14 protein-coding genes are annotated in these 13,303 nt (G+C 73.9%); 6 read left to right on the top strand and 8 right to left on the bottom strand.

Features of this window, described 5'->3' with window-relative positions:
• Positions 1–29: 29 nt before the first annotated feature.
• Together ACGFX4_RS06850 and ACGFX4_RS06845 are read right to left on the bottom strand one after the other, a co-directional pair.
• Positions 30–548, bottom strand: coding sequence for a hypothetical protein (locus ACGFX4_RS06850; protein WP_393070910.1), 519 nt, complete (start codon positions 546–548; stop codon positions 30–32).
• Between the two features lie 132 nt (positions 549–680).
• Entirely contained in the window at positions 681–1,265 is a 585-nt protein-coding gene (locus tag ACGFX4_RS06845) for a TetR/AcrR family transcriptional regulator (RefSeq protein ID WP_393070909.1), read from the bottom strand.
• 95 nt (positions 1,266–1,360) lie between these two features.
• Between ACGFX4_RS06845 and ACGFX4_RS06840 the strand changes: the two genes are divergently transcribed.
• Both ACGFX4_RS06840 and ACGFX4_RS06835 read left to right on the top strand, forming a co-directional pair.
• Positions 1,361–3,607 carry an MMPL family transporter gene (locus tag ACGFX4_RS06840; RefSeq protein WP_393070908.1) on the top strand — a complete coding sequence of 749 codons (2,247 nt, stop codon included), beginning with the start codon at positions 1,361–1,363 and terminating at the stop codon, positions 3,605–3,607.
• Positions 3,608–3,619: 12 nt separating this feature from the next.
• Positions 3,620–4,366: an SOS response-associated peptidase gene (locus ACGFX4_RS06835; protein ID WP_393070907.1), complete on the top strand. Its 747-nt coding sequence runs from the start codon at positions 3,620–3,622 to the stop codon at positions 4,364–4,366.
• Positions 4,367–4,418: 52 nt separating this feature from the next.
• On the opposite strand, the gene ACGFX4_RS06830 is transcribed toward ACGFX4_RS06835, so the two are convergent.
• Positions 4,419–5,078 carry a DUF402 domain-containing protein gene (locus ACGFX4_RS06830; RefSeq protein ID WP_393070906.1) on the bottom strand — a complete coding sequence of 220 codons (660 nt, stop codon included), beginning with the start codon at positions 5,076–5,078 and terminating at the stop codon, positions 4,419–4,421.
• An 83-nt stretch (positions 5,079–5,161) separates the two neighbouring features.
• Positions 5,162–6,724, bottom strand: a complete 1,563-nt coding sequence (locus tag ACGFX4_RS06825) for an MFS transporter (RefSeq protein ID WP_393070905.1) — start codon at positions 6,722–6,724, stop codon at positions 5,162–5,164.
• Positions 6,725–6,882: 158 nt separating this feature from the next.
• Between ACGFX4_RS06825 and ACGFX4_RS06820 the strand changes: the two genes are divergently transcribed.
• Entirely contained in the window at positions 6,883–7,905 is a 1,023-nt protein-coding gene (locus tag ACGFX4_RS06820) for a MerR family transcriptional regulator (protein ID WP_393070904.1), read from the top strand.
• 23 nt (positions 7,906–7,928) lie between these two features.
• Here ACGFX4_RS06820 and ACGFX4_RS06815 read toward each other — a convergent pair whose 3' ends face one another.
• Entirely contained in the window at positions 7,929–8,405 is a 477-nt protein-coding gene (locus ACGFX4_RS06815; RefSeq protein ID WP_393070903.1) for a hypothetical protein, read from the bottom strand.
• Between the two features lie 65 nt (positions 8,406–8,470).
• Between ACGFX4_RS06815 and ACGFX4_RS06810 the strand changes: the two genes are divergently transcribed.
• Entirely contained in the window at positions 8,471–9,442 is a 972-nt protein-coding gene (locus tag ACGFX4_RS06810; protein ID WP_393070902.1) for a helix-turn-helix transcriptional regulator, read from the top strand.
• A gap of 27 nt (positions 9,443–9,469) precedes the next feature.
• Here ACGFX4_RS06810 and ACGFX4_RS06805 read toward each other — a convergent pair whose 3' ends face one another.
• Positions 9,470–10,666: a hypothetical protein gene (locus tag ACGFX4_RS06805; RefSeq protein ID WP_393070901.1), complete on the bottom strand. Its 1,197-nt coding sequence runs from the start codon at positions 10,664–10,666 to the stop codon at positions 9,470–9,472.
• 195 nt (positions 10,667–10,861) lie between these two features.
• Between ACGFX4_RS06805 and ACGFX4_RS06800 the strand changes: the two genes are divergently transcribed.
• Positions 10,862–11,698, top strand: a complete 837-nt coding sequence (locus ACGFX4_RS06800) for an undecaprenyl-diphosphate phosphatase (RefSeq protein ID WP_393070900.1) — start codon at positions 10,862–10,864, stop codon at positions 11,696–11,698.
• 104 nt (positions 11,699–11,802) lie between these two features.
• Positions 11,803–12,153, top strand: a complete 351-nt coding sequence (locus ACGFX4_RS06795) for a hypothetical protein (RefSeq protein WP_393070899.1) — start codon at positions 11,803–11,805, stop codon at positions 12,151–12,153.
• 41 nt (positions 12,154–12,194) lie between these two features.
• Here the strand turns inward: ACGFX4_RS06795 and ACGFX4_RS06790 are convergent, their stop codons facing one another.
• Together ACGFX4_RS06790 and ACGFX4_RS06785 are read right to left on the bottom strand one after the other, a co-directional pair.
• Positions 12,195–12,503 (bottom strand): hypothetical protein, encoded by a 309-nt coding sequence (locus ACGFX4_RS06790; protein WP_393070898.1) that lies wholly within the window; start codon positions 12,501–12,503, stop codon positions 12,195–12,197.
• 52 nt (positions 12,504–12,555) lie between these two features.
• Positions 12,556–13,245, bottom strand: a complete 690-nt coding sequence (locus ACGFX4_RS06785; RefSeq protein WP_393070897.1) for a DJ-1/PfpI family protein — start codon at positions 13,243–13,245, stop codon at positions 12,556–12,558.
• Positions 13,246–13,303: the final 58 nt, after the last annotated feature.

Here is a 13,303-nt window from a genome sequence, read left to right as displayed (position 1 = left end):
GCCGGTGCGCTTCCTGAACGTCGCCGCTCTCACGCCTCCGTCTCGAACGCCTCGCTCCCGGCCTCGACCAGGCGGACGGCCCCGTGCAGGACCGGCCCGCGCTCCTGCGCGTCCTCCAGGACGGTTTCGAGCATCCCGTCCAGCGCCTCCGGCATCAGCCCGGCCAGGCCCTGCGGCCAGGTGCCGGGCGGGACGACGGTCAGCACGATGCCGCCGTCGGCCTCGGCGGCGGACAGCCACTGCTCGCTGATCTCGAGCGGGGAGTCGGGCTCCCAGACCTGGCGGCCGCCGACGAGGTCGATCCTGGTCAGCCGGTGGCCGTCGACGTGCACGGCCGCCGTGGTCGGCGGCGGCTCGCCGACGGCGAGGGCCAGTCCGCTGTCGAGGGCGTCCGTCACGACGACCGGGTAGCGCGCGGTGTCGAACTCGATGATCGCCTCTGCGTAGAGCGGCTCGTCCTCGTCGGCGGAGGCGTGCACCACCAGCGCCCACACCATCGCCTCCGGCTCCGCGCCGGCGCCGCCCGGCGTGTCCGACCGGCCGGTCACGGCCGGTCACCGCCCGGGCGTTCCACTGCCGCCATCGCCGTCTCCCTCTGCCGGATCGCCGACGCTCGACGCAGCGATCGTCCCGGACGTCTGCCCGGTCCCGGCGCTTTTCACCACCGGATCGGCGGCGGCTCAGGACGGGCGGCCGCCGGGGAGGGTGGCGATGCCGGCGCTGAGGAAGGCCATCGCGGCCTCCAGGTTGGCCTCGCTCGGGCGCAGGCAGACCTCGCTGATCACGGCGGCGGCGGCCGCGGCGACCATCCGCGGGACGAAGTCGTCGGGCGCGCTGCCGTGTTCGGCGGCGAAGATCCGCGCGCCTTCCTGGATGGCCTCGGCGAGGCGGCTGTTGGCGACGGCCCGCAACTGCGGGTTGCGGTCGAGCATCAGCTCCCAGAGCTCGTCGAGCTCGTCCCGGCCGTCGTTCTCGGCGAGGTCCTGGCGGAGCCAGTTCTCCAGTGCCTCCAGGGCGCTGACGCCGTCGGCGCGGCCGTCCACGGCGCGGCTGAGGTCGTCGGTGAAGTCGGCCAGGTGGGAGGTGGCGAGGTCGAGCTTGGCCGGGAAGTAGAGCGTCACCGTGCGGGGCGAGACCTCGGCGCGTTCGGCGATGTCGGCGATGGTCGTCGCCTCGAAGCCGCGTTCCGCGAACAGCTCGTAGGCGGCCCGCAGGATCGCCTGTCGGCGCCGGGCCTTGCCGCGCTCTCTCGCACCTTCCGCCATGGCCGCATGCTACCAGCGGAGGTAATTTTGCAGTCGACTGCAAAGTTACCTTAGGCTGCAAAAATCCAGTGGACTTCGAACACGAGGGGGACGCCATGGCGTCGGTCCTGTACGCGTGGGGGCAGTGGGCGGTGCGCCGCCGCGGCCGGGTGATCGGGCTGTGGCTGGTGCTGCTGGCCGCGGTCGGCGGCCTCGGCACCACCCTGGCCGGGCCGACCAGCACCGAGTTCAGCGTGCCGGGCATCGAGTCCCAGCAGGCCCAGGACCTGCTGCAGCGCAGGATGCCGGAGGCCGCCGGAGGCACCGCCCGGATCGTCCTCGCCGCCCCCGCGGGCAGCACCCTCGACGCGCCCGCCGCGAAGGCCGCGGTCGAACAGGGCCTGCAGCGCGCCGCCCAGGTGCCCGGCGTGGTCCAGGTCGCCGACCCGTACACCGCGCGGACCGTCTCGCCCGACCTGCGGATCGGCTTCGCCGACGTCCGGTTCGACCGGGCCGCGCACGAGGTGCCGCAGAGCGCGAAGGACGCCCTCGCCGACGCGGCCGCGCCGATCCGCGCCGCCGGGATCCAGGTCGAGTACGGCGGGACGGTCATGGAACCGGTCGTCGAGGTCGGCGGCCCCGCCGAGGTGGTCGGCGTCGTCGTGGCCTTCGTCGTGCTCGCCGTCGCCCTCGGCTCGCTGGTCGCCGCCGGTCTCCCGCTGCTGACCGCCGTCGTCGGCGTCGCCATCGGCGTCCTCGGCGCGCAGCTGGTCGCCAACGTGGTCGACATGACCAACACCGCCACCGTGCTGGCCCTGATGATCGGCCTGGCGGTGGGCATCGACTACGCGCTGTTCATCGTCGCCCGGCACCGCGAGCAGCTGGCCGAGCCCGGCGCGGACGTCGAGGAGTCCGCCGCCCGGGCCACCGCCACCGCGGGCAGCGCCGTGGTCTTCGCCGGCGCGACCGTGATCATCGCCCTGGCCGCCCTCGCCGTCACCGGCATCCCGTTCCTGACCGTGATGGGCCTGGCCGCCGCCGCGACCGTGCTGCTCTCCGTCCTCATCGCCGTCACCCTGGTGCCCGCCGTGCTCGGCCTGCTCGGCGAGCGGCTGCGCCCGCGCCCCGGACGGCAGCCCAAGGCCCGGCCGGCCGGCGCCTGGTCGCTCGCCTGGGCCCGCGCCGTCACCCGCCGGCCGCTGCTCGTCCTGCTCGCGGGCGTGGTCGCGCTGGTCGGCCTCGCGCTGCCCGCCCGGGACCTGCGGCTGGGCCTGCCCGGCAACAACGCCCAGCCCGCCGCCAGCACCCAGCACCGCGGCTACGACCTGCTCAGCGAGGGCTTCGGCCCCGGCTTCAACGCCACCCTGGTCGCGGTCGTCGACACCGCCGGCGTCCCCGCCGCCGACCGCGGCACCGCGCTCGCCGACCTGCACGCCCGGCTCGCCGCGGACCCGGGCGTCGCCGTCGCCGGCCGGCCCGTCGCCAACGCCGACTCCACGCTCGTCGCCGTACCGGTCGTCCCGCGGACCGGCCCCGACGACCCGGCCACCGCGGACCTCGTCGACCGGCTCCGCGCCCTGGCCCCGGACGTCGCCGGGCACGGCGGCACGCTCTACGTCGCCGGTGCCACCGCCGCCGCGATCGACGTCTCCGCCAAGCTCGCCGACGCGATGCCGCTGTTCGTCGGCGTCATCGTCCTGCTCGCCCTGGTCCTGCTGACCGTCGCCTTCCGCTCCGTCCTGGTGCCGCTGAAGGCCGTCCTCGGGTTCCTGCTCTCCATCGCCGCCTCGCTCGGCGCCACGGTGTGGGTGTTCCAGCACGGGCACCTCAACGGGCTGCTCGACATCCCGTCCGCCGGGCCGGTGACCAGCTTCCTGCCGGTGCTGCTGATCGGCGTGCTGTTCGGCCTCGCCATGGACTACGAGGTCTTCCTGGTCAGCCGGATGCGCGAGCACCACCAGCACACCGGCGACGCGGCCGCGGCCGTCACCCACGGCGTCGCCCGCAGCGGACGGGTCGTCACCGCCGCCGCCCTGATCATGGTCGCGGTGTTCGGCGGCTTCGTCTTCAACCACGACCCGATCATCAAGTCCATCGGGTTCGCCCTGGCCGTCGGCGTCTTCATCGACGCGTTCGTCGTCCGGATGACCCTGGTCCCCGCCGCGATGGCGCTGCTCGGCCGCCGCGCCTGGTACCTGCCGTCCTGGCTCGACCGCCTCACCCCCGACGTCGACATCGAGGGCGCGAACCTCCCTTCCCCCACGCGCCCCGCCCCGACCGGAACCGTGAACGTGAACGTGACCGGGACCGTGTCCGACAGGCCGAACCCGGCCCGGAACGGCACGCCCGGCGTACGGTCGTGACAGGGTGGGGGCATGTGCGGACGCTTCGTCTCCACCGTCGGCCCGGCGGACCTGGTGGACCTCGTGAACGAATTGCGCTGGGACCCCGCCGAGGTCCTCGCGCCGAGCTGGAACGTCGCGCCCACCGACCCCGTCCCGGCCGTGATGCAGCGGGTCGACCGGTCCACCGGCGAGCTGGAGCACCGGTTCCGACCGCTGCGCTGGGGCCTGGTGCCGTCCTGGTCGAAGGACGCGTCCGGCGCGGCCCGGCTGATCAACGCCCGCTCGGAGACCGTCGACCAGAAGCCGTCCTTCCGCAGGGCGTTCGCCGCCCGGCGGTGCGTGATCCCCGCGGACGGCTACTTCGAGTGGCGCCCGGTCCCCGCCGGGGACGGCCGGAAGGCGTTCAAGCAGCCGTACTACCTGACCACCGGCACCACGATGCTGATGGCCGGCCTGTACGAGTTCTGGAAGGACCCGGCGGTGCCGGAGGACGACCCGGCGGCGTGGCTGACCACGGCGTGCATCCTCACCCGTGACGCCACCGACAGCGCCGGCCGCGTCCACGACCGCATGCCGGTCGTCATCGCCCCCGACGACCTCGCCCTGTGGCTCGACCCGACCGTCTCCGACCGCTCGGACCTCCACCACCTGCTGAACCTCCCCGCCGACGGCGAAATGGCCGTCCGGGCGGTCTCCACCACCGTCAACAGGGTCGGCACCAACGGCCCGGAACTCCTCGACCGGGTCGAGGACCCCCTCGGCATCGCCGACCACTGACCACCCCGCCCGGCCGCTGCGACACCCCGCGCGCGACCGCCGACCGGCGCCGCTACGCCCGGTCGGCGCCGTCGGGCAGGGTGGGCAGGGGCCAGTGCGGGTCGGGTTCCCAACGGGACCAGCCTCCGGCGAACGGGCCGGTCCGCTCCGCGATCATCGCGACGGCCCTCTCGCGGCCGCGCTCGACCTCGCGGTGCGTCGGGTCGTCGACCAGCCCCAGCCGGCGCACCTGGGCGCACTCGTCCTCGTCCTTCCACCGGTGGGTCGACAGGTCGGGGGCGACGACCAGGTCCAGGCACAGGTCGAGGGTGTCGATGCCGAGGCCGGGGCGGCGCCGGTAGGGCTTCTCGAAGTTCACGTACCAGTGCAGCGGCTCCTTGGTGACGGCGTCCTGGAAGCAGTGCACGGAGAACCATTCGCCGGCCAGGCAGTGGGAGCGCAGCGCGGTGCGCTCCCACCGGTAGCGGCCGAGGGCCCAGGTACCGGCGGCGAGTTCGTCGAGGCCGCCCTTGCGGGTGGCGTCGTCGCCGGTCCGCGTCGAGGTGATCCAGGACGTCGGCGCGAGGCTTTCGATGCCCGGCCAGCCGGCGAGGGTCAGCACGGTGCCGGTGTCGGCGACCACCCGCTGGGGCATGGCCGTCCACACCCGGTCGGCGTGGATGTCGCGGCGCACCACGGTGGTGCCGGCCGGGAAGAGGTCGGTGTCGGTCACGGGGGCAGTGTTCCCGCCCGGGGGCAGCCGACTCCGCCCGATCGTGTGACGCCGCGCCGTGCCGGGATCCCGCCCGCCGGGCGCTACGCCTCCGCGCCGCCCGCCGTCCCCGGAGCCCCCGCCGCCCCGGTGCTCGCCGCCCGCGGAGTCCCCGCCGTCCCGGCGCTGGGCGTGGTGGGGACGGTGTGCGAGCCGGCCACGGCGTAGTGGGCGGTGGACGGAAGGCCCGCGGGGCGGATCCGGCCGACCAGCAGCGCCAGCGCGATGCCGAAGGCGCAGAACAGCGCCAGGCCGATCGCCGACCGGGAGAACCCGCTCGCGAGCGCGTCCGCGTTCGCCGCGCCGGTGGCCTGCTGGCGGACGGCGACCGAGTTGAAGAGCGCCGCGGTGACGGCGGTGAGGACGGCGGCGCCCACGTAGCGGCCCATGTTGGAGATGCCGGAGGCGGCGCCGACCTGGTCCTCGGTGACGCAGGCGGTGGCGACCGAGGAGGAGGGGCCGTTCGCCAGCCCGAGCCCGACCGCGAGGACGACCATCGGCACCACGAACGCCCCGTACGCCCAGGACGAGTGGACGAAGCCGAGCACGGCGAACGCGACGGTCGCGACCGCGAACCCGCCGGCGATCACCTTGCGCGCACCGGCCTTGTCGACCAGCGGTGTGATCAGCGGCGCGGTCGCGACGATGCCGGCCGCCGCGGGCAGGGTGGCGAACCCGGCCTGCAGCGGGGTCATGCCGAGGCCGTCGGGGTTCTGGAAGTACAGGCTGCAGATGTACATCACCGCGTTGATGCAGCCGGCCACCACGAGGATCGCGACGCTGGAGCCGACCAGGATCTTGTTGCGCAGCAGCGCCAGGTCGATCAGCGGGGCGCTGACCCGCTTCTCCACCACCGCGAAGCCGATCACCGCCGCGGCCGAGGCGATGAAGCACACCAGCGTCTTGGCGCTCAGCCAACCCCAGTCGCCGCCCTCGGTCACCGCGAAGACGAACGGGACGAGGATGCCGGCCACCAGCAGCGTGCCCGCGATGTCGATGGAGCGCGGACGCGAGGGGTCCAGGGATTCGCGGACCGTCCGGAGGGTCAGCGGCACGCAGGCCGCGGCGATGCCCGCGTCGATCCAGAACAGGCCCTGCCAGCCGGTGATGTCGACGAGCAGGCCGCCGAGCAGCGGGCCGGCCGCGGCGCCTGCGGCCGAGGCCGCGCCCCACAGCGACACCGAGCGCATCTGCGTCTCGCCGGAGATCCCCGCGGAGAGCAGGCTGAGCCCGCACGCCAGGATCGTCGAACCGGCCGCGCCCTGGATCGCGCGGCCGGCGATCACCAGTCCGGCGCCGTTGGCCAGCGCGATCAGGACGCAGGACGCGACGAACAGCAGCAGGCCGCCGATGAAGATCCGGCGCCGGCCGAAGATGTCGCCGAGCGCGCCGGAGGTGACGATGACGGCCGCGCCGACCAGCGAGTAGCCGGTCACCGCCCACTGCAGGGTGGCCAGCGAGGCGCCGGTGTCGTCGCTGATCGCCGGCAGCAGGATGCTGACGGCGGAGGTGTTGGCGTTGACGACGAATGCGGAGACGCAGGTGGCCGCGAGCACACCGGTGGCCGCGCGCGCGGGCGCGGCCGATGAGTCGGCGCCGGTTCCCATGGTCGATCACCCTCCCGAGCCCGGGCGCTGCGCCCGAGTTGATCACTGCCTGCGGCCAGTGTCACGACTTCCGGGCCGTACAGCCCAGCCGGGTTGGTCCATCGGGGTGACGGAACCGGGTTGAGTCTCCACCGACTGGAGGCTGCACAGTGGGGGGCATGGACGCGACGACCCTCTTCCCGATCGGTGAGCTCTCCCGCCGGACCGGACTGTCCGTCAGGACGATCCGGTTCTACTCCGACGAGGGGGTGGTCGCGCCGACCACTCGAACCGCCGCCGGCTACCGGCTCTACGACCTCGACGCGCTGCTGCGCCTGGAGCTCCTGCGCACCCTGCGCGAGCTCGGCATCGACCTTCCCGCGATCCGGCGGGTGCTGGATCGCGAACTCACGGTCGCGGAGGTCGCCGCCGCGCACGCCGACGCCCTGGACCTGCGGATCCGGGAGCTGCGGCTGCGCCGGGACGTGCTGCGCGCGGTGGCCCGGCGCGGTTCCGACCCCGAGGAGACCACCCACGTGCACCGGCTCACCCGCCTCACCCGTCTCACCGCCGAGCAGCGTCGGCGCCTGATCGACGACTTCCTGACCGGCACCTTCCCCGACCCTGGCGCCGGCCCGCACCCCGGCCCCGCCGCCGACCCGGATACCGGCCCGGACGCGGGCGCGGGCGCGGGCGCGATGCTGCGCGCCGCCGTCCCCGACCTGCCCGACGATCCGTCCGACGAGCAGGTCGCCGCTTGGGTGGAGCTCGCCGAGCTGGTCGGGGACGAGGAGTTCCGGGAGCGGATGCGGCGGAGCTCCCCCGGCCTGGCCGCCGGGCGACCGGCTTCCGCTCACCCGGCCGCCGTCGAGGTCGAGGCCGGTGAGGAGCTGACGGCCTGGACCCACCGGCGGGTGACCGAGGCCGCGGAGTGCGGGATCGCGCCGGGGAGCGAGCGGGCCGCGGCCGTGGTCGACGACCTGGTCCGGCGCTTCGCCGAGGCGTTCGGGCGCAGCCCCGGCCCGGAGTTCCGGGACTGGTTGGCCCGCCGCTTCGAGGAGGCGCACGACCCCGCGGTGGACCGGTACTGGCGGCTGGTCTGGATCGTCAACGGCTGGCAGGAGGTGCCCGGCCTCGTCCCGGTGCACTCTTGGCTCGTCCGCGCCCTGCGCGGCGACCGGGAGGAGGCGGCCGGCGGGTAGGACGCGGCCGGCCGGCCAACCGGTCAGCCGGTCCGGCGGGTGAAGTCCATCTGCCAGTTGGTGATCCAGCTCCGTCCCCCGTCGACGGAGAACGCCTGCTCCCAGTGGGCCGTGGTCGCGGTGATCCCCGACCAGAGGAAGCGGGCCTGCACGGCGCGGCCCCGGTACTCGTCGTCGCCGAGGAAGAGGCCCGTGCCGTCCGGCCGGAAGCCTCCGGTGACGGGCGGGAAGAGGGTGCCGGTGCGCCCGCTCGCCCAGTACAGGGACCACGCGTCGGCCGCGGGGTCGTACAGGCGCAGGGCCAGGCCCGCGAAGCCCTTGGTCGGGAACTCGATCTCGTCGAAGCTGGCGCGGCCGTCGAAGTGCGCGGAGGCCCGGGTCACGCCGGGGAACTCCTCCCAGCGCCCGTCGCCCTCGGCCGGGTCGAGGAAGTCCTTGCGCCAACGGTTGACCACGTCGTAGGTGCCGGTGAAGAAGCCGAAGCCGGTGCTGTTGTCCATGGCCGGGACGCTAGGGCCGATCCACTGACACCGGCTGTCAGTGGATGCGGCTAGATTTCGGCGCCATGCGCGCCGACCGACTCCTCTCCCTCCTCCTGCTCCTGCAGAACCGCGGCCGGATGACCGCCGCCGAGCTCGCGGCGGAGCTGGAGGTCTCCGTCCGGACGGTCTACCGGGACGTCGAGGCGCTCGCCGCGTCCGGCGTCCCGGTGTACGGCGAGCCCGGCCACGACGGCGGCTACGCGCTCCTCGACGGCTACCGCACCCGCCTGACCGGGCTGACCGCGGGCGAGGCGGAGGCGCTGTTCCTCGCCGGGCTGCCCGGGCCGGCGGCCGAGCTGGGGCTCGGCCCGGTGCTGACCGCCGCCGAGCTCAAGCTGGAGGCCGCCCTGCCGGAGGGCCTGCGCCGCCGGGCCCGGCGCGTCCGCGAGCGCTTCCACCTCGACGCACCCGGCTGGTACCGCAACGCCGACGACGTCCCGCACCTGCCCGCGGTCGCGGCGGCGGTGTGGCAGCGGCGGGCGGTCCGGGTCCGCTACCGGCGCTGGTACGCCCCCGAGCTCGTGGAGCGGCGGCTCGAACCGTACGGCGTCGTGCTCAAGGCGGGCCAGTGGTACGTGGTGGCCCACGCGGGCGGTGATGCGCCGCGGGTCTACCGGATCAGCCAGATCCTCGAACTCCGGCCACTCGACGAGGAGTTCGCGGTGCCGCCCGGCTTCGACCTGGCCGCGCACTGGCAGGAGCACTCCGAGCGCCTCCAGGAGCGGCTCTGGCAGGGGCGCGCCGAGATCCGCATCTCCCCCGCCGGCGTCGAACGGCTGCGGGAGATCGCAGCGCCCGCCGTCGTCGAGGCCGTCGACGCGGGGACGCCCGAGCACCCGGGCGGCTGGCGCCGCGCCTCGATCCCGATCGAGAGCGCGACGCACGCGGAAGGCCAACTCCTCATGCTGGGACCGCAGGTCGAGGTCCTCGCCCCGCCCGACCTGCGCGAGCGCCTCGCGGCCGCGACGCGGGCGATGGCCGCGCTCTACGGCTGACGCCCGGTCGCCTCCCGCGCTCGGCGGTCAGTGCTCGGTGGTCCGGGTCCAGCTGAAGGGCCCGAAGGACGTGTCGGTGGTCGGGTGGTGGGCGCCCGGGGTGACGGTGAGCTTCAGCCACTCCAGCGGCACGGTGCTGCCGTGGACAACGATCCGGTGGAAGTTCGGCACGTCGTACCCGGGGTGGCTGCTCCACGCGTCGGTGGAGCAGACGTCCCCGTCGCCGGCGCAGGGCGCGCCCTGGCTGAGCGGGTTGTCCGAGCGGTACACGTGCGAGTCGCCCATCAGCAGGAGCACCGGCCTGCCGAACGTGGTGGTGTGCGAGGCGAGGCTCGCGACGATCGGCTCGTAGCCGGCCACGTGCGTCGCGGGCTTGCCGTCCAGGTCCCACATGTCGGCCTGGGTGGTGACCACGACGGAGGATATCCCGCCGACGTGGGCGACGGCGAAGGCGGCGTCCAGCCAGCGCAGGTCGGCGGCGGTGCGCCGGGCGGCCTCGTCGAGCTGCTCCGGGGAGGCGGTGGGCGCGCCGTACCAGGGGTCGGCGTCGTTGTTGGAGCCGCCGGGGACGTTGACCGTGACGAACAGCGTGCCGTTCTTGATCCACAGCACGTTCTCGACGTACTCGGCGTCCTCGGGGTGCGCCGGGTTGGGGAGTTCGGCCTGGGAGAGGACCCGCAGCGTTCCGCTGCCGAGCGTGTGGCCGGCCTGCGGGAAGAAGGTCCGGCGGACCAGGTCCAGGTTGGCGACCGGGTTGCCCGCCGCGTGGTCGACGGGCTGCCCGGTGACCGGGTCGAGCACCGGGTCGACCTTGCCGGTCGCGGCGTTGTACTTGCCGCCGCCCTCGGCGGCCTTGTGGCAGTCCGCCCACTCGTTGTCGCCGGGGGTGTAGACCAGCGGGTCGGCGAAGGTCCGCCAGAGCGCGGCGACGGACTCGTCGTACGCGGCGGTGCAGTACTGCTTGCCGGAGTGGATGTCACCCACGTGGATGACGGTGCTGACGTCCGGGTCGGCGTTCACGTAGGCGATGAACGCCGGCGTGGCCTGGAACTCGGCGGTGTCGGTCGGCGAGGTGCCGTACGGGGCGTCGCCGTACACGGCCAGGGTGAACGGCGCCCGGGCGCCGCGGGTCGGGCCGCCGCCCTGCTCCGCCGTCGCGACGGTGGCCGGCACCACGCTCATCGCGAGGGCGAGGCAGGCGGCCGCGCGGATACGTCTGTTCATGTGCTGTCTCCCGGAGGGTGCGCCGTACGAAGTCCGTGCGGGCAGCAGCGTGCACGGCGCCGGGAACGGCCGGGTGAACACCGGTTCAAGGGCTCACCAGGAAATTGACGACCCGCCACCGACGGCGCTCGCGGACCCCCGCGGTACGGCAAGCTGGTCCGGTACCAGAACCGCCGTGAAGCGAGGAAGTCCGCCGTGAGTGCCATCAGCGTGATGCAGGCCGCCGTGCTCGGAGTGGTCGAGGGGGTGACCGAGTTCCTCCCGATCTCCTCGACCGGCCACCTGAAGATCACCGAGGGGCTGATGGGGATCCCGGTCGACGACAAGGCCGTCGTCGGCTTCACGGCGGTGATCCAGGTCGGGGCGATCGCCGCGGTCCTGGTCTACTTCTTCAAGGACATCGTCCGGATCGTCTCCGCGTGGGGCCGGGGCCTGGTCGACCGCGAGGAGCGCTACCACCACGACTACAAGTTCGCCTGGTGGGTCATCTACGCGACCGCCCCCATCGTGGTCGTGGGCCTCGCCGCCAAGCCGCTGATCGACGGACCGCTCGCCTCCCTGTGGGTGGTGGCCGGTTCGCTGATCGCCGGCAGCGGACTCATGTGGGTCGCCGACCACGTCGGCCGCCACAAGCGCGGCGAGGACGACACCGACCTGCGCGACACCATGATCGTCGGCTCGGCCCAGATCCTCGCCCTGCTCTTCCCCGGGTTCTCCCGCTCCGGCGCCACCATGTCCACCGCCCTGATCCTCGACCTCGACCGGGTCGCCGCCACCCGCCTCTCCTTCTTCCTCGGCATCCCCGCCCTCACCGGCGCCGGCCTCTACGAACTCAAGGACGCCCTCGGCAGCGGCGTCGACCCCCTCCCCGTCGCCGTCGGCACCGCTGTCTCCTTCGGCGTCGCCTACGCCTCGATCGCCTGGCTGCTCAAGTACGTCGCCAAGCACTCCTTCAACGCCTTCGTCGTCTACCGCATCGTCATCGGCCTCCTCCTGATGGGCCTCCTCGCCACCGGCGTGGTCAACGCCTGACCTCCTGGCCCGGGCCGTGGAATCCGGATGACACGGCCCGGCGGCACCTGCAGAATGCCGACCGTGACCGAGTCGGTTCCGGTGCGAGAGGGTGTGCAACCGGCATGAGCGTCTCCGACGTTCCATCACCCTGGGCGCCCCGGCCCTGCGCCTACTGCGGGGCGGTGTACCAGCCGGGAGGCCGGGGCAACGGTGGCTGGTTCCACTTCAGAGTGGTCGCGGTAGAGCGCCGGAACGACGGCCGGGCCAGGATCTCCGGCCACTGGCGGGCGGGCGACTGGACGGACGGGATGCCGCTCGTCCTCGCCACCCGCAACGGCCCACGAACGACAGTCCTCGGGGCAACCATGGAACCGCCGCGCAACAACGCGTGCGAGGCCGGCGGACAACGCACCCTGCTCGTCCCCGACCTCGGCCCGCTCGAACCGACCAACTGCATCCACGCCGCAAGGTGACACACCCCGAGCACCCGGGACCTGCCACCCCCGAGGCCGCATCAGCGCCGGGCGGGGCGGCGGGTTCCGGTGACCTTGGAGGCGGGGAGGCGGCCGGCCTTGGAGGTGCCGTGGAGGGTGTCGCCGGTGACGGTCAGGTCGAAGGCGAGGTTGAGGCGCAGGGGCTTGGTGACGGCCTGTTTCCAGGTGAGCCGGTCGTCGTCGAGGACGAGGTCGGTGAGGGGCACGTCCTCGCCGGCGCCGTGGGCGATGCCGGTGAGGGTGCCGCCCTGCTCGCGGAGGTCGACGACGGCGTCGAGCCTGCCGATGGGAGTGGCGATGGACAGGTCCCAGGTGCCTGCGACGGACATGGTGAAGGTCTCCTGACGGTGTGAAGGGGAGGGCGGACGAGGGAGCGGAGGCTCAGAGCGTGCTGGGCACGGGGCCCTTGGCGGGCCAGACGGTGCCGCGCCGCTCGTGGGCGAAGAGCTCTTCGACGGCGTGCGCGACGCGGGGGCCCACTTCGCGTTCGAGCAGGTAGAGGCCGAGGTCGAGCCCGGAGGTGACGCCGGCGCCGGTGATCAGGTCGCCGTCGTCGACGATCCGGGCACGGACGGCGTGGGCGCCGGTGGCGTCCAGCAGGTCGAGGCCGAGGTGGTGGGTGGTGGCGTGGCGGCCTTCCAGCAGGCCGGCCAGGGCCAGGACGAGCGAGCCGCCGCAGACGGTGGCGACGGTGGTGTCCGGGTCGTCCATCGCCTGCCGCAGGAGTGCGGGGAGTTCGGTGGTGAGCGTGCGGCCGAGCAGCACCGGGATGAACTCGTCCTGCTGCCGTTCGCCGGCGCCGATCTCGTCCTCCGGGACGTCGCCGGGTTCGCCCACCCGCCCGGAGGCGCCGGGTACCAGCAGCAGGTCGGCCCGCTGCAGGTCGACGGCGCCGGCGGCGCGCAGGGCCAGCCCGCCGGTGCCGCTGACCACGTCGCGCGGGCCTTCGGCGGAGACCAGTTCGACGGTGACCGCGCCGTCGGACGCCGAGCCGCCGGCGTACAGCACCTCGTAGGGGGCGATGACGTCGAGCGGGTCGAAGCCGTCGAACAGGACTACCTGGACGTGCATGGGGGGCTTCCTTCGGGGTCGTTCGCGATCGGACGCTCCGAAGTCAACCGTCCGACGG

Origin of the sequence: Kitasatospora sp. NPDC048365 (assembly GCF_043200835.1) — a bacterium.
Taxonomy (GTDB): Bacteria; Actinomycetota; Actinomycetes; order Streptomycetales; family Streptomycetaceae; genus Kitasatospora; species Kitasatospora terrestris.
The sequence above is the reverse complement of the archived record's forward strand: the minus strand, read 5'-3'. Positions and strand labels throughout refer to the sequence as shown.

Excerpts from the sequence above, each read along its gene's own strand:
- ACGFX4_RS06845 (WP_393070909.1), bottom strand. The coding sequence starts at position 1,265 with ATGGCGGAAGGTGCGAGAGAGCGCGGCAAGGCCCGGCGCCGACAGGCG.
- ACGFX4_RS06840 (WP_393070908.1), top strand. The coding sequence starts at position 1,361 with ATGGCGTCGGTCCTGTACGCGTGGGGGCAGTGGGCGGTGCGCCGCCGC.
- ACGFX4_RS06835 (WP_393070907.1), top strand. The coding sequence starts at position 3,620 with ATGTGCGGACGCTTCGTCTCCACCGTCGGCCCGGCGGACCTGGTGGAC.
- ACGFX4_RS06825 (WP_393070905.1), bottom strand. The coding sequence starts at position 6,724 with ATGGGAACCGGCGCCGACTCATCGGCCGCGCCCGCGCGCGCGGCCACC.
- ACGFX4_RS06820 (WP_393070904.1), top strand. The coding sequence starts at position 6,883 with ATGGACGCGACGACCCTCTTCCCGATCGGTGAGCTCTCCCGCCGGACC.
- ACGFX4_RS06815 (WP_393070903.1), bottom strand. The coding sequence starts at position 8,405 with ATGGACAACAGCACCGGCTTCGGCTTCTTCACCGGCACCTACGACGTG.
- ACGFX4_RS06810 (WP_393070902.1), top strand. The coding sequence starts at position 8,471 with ATGCGCGCCGACCGACTCCTCTCCCTCCTCCTGCTCCTGCAGAACCGC.
- ACGFX4_RS06805 (WP_393070901.1), bottom strand. The coding sequence starts at position 10,666 with ATGAACAGACGTATCCGCGCGGCCGCCTGCCTCGCCCTCGCGATGAGC.
- ACGFX4_RS06795 (WP_393070899.1), top strand. The coding sequence starts at position 11,803 with ATGAGCGTCTCCGACGTTCCATCACCCTGGGCGCCCCGGCCCTGCGCC.
- ACGFX4_RS06790 (WP_393070898.1), bottom strand. The coding sequence starts at position 12,503 with ATGTCCGTCGCAGGCACCTGGGACCTGTCCATCGCCACTCCCATCGGC.
- ACGFX4_RS06785 (WP_393070897.1), bottom strand. The coding sequence starts at position 13,245 with ATGCACGTCCAGGTAGTCCTGTTCGACGGCTTCGACCCGCTCGACGTC.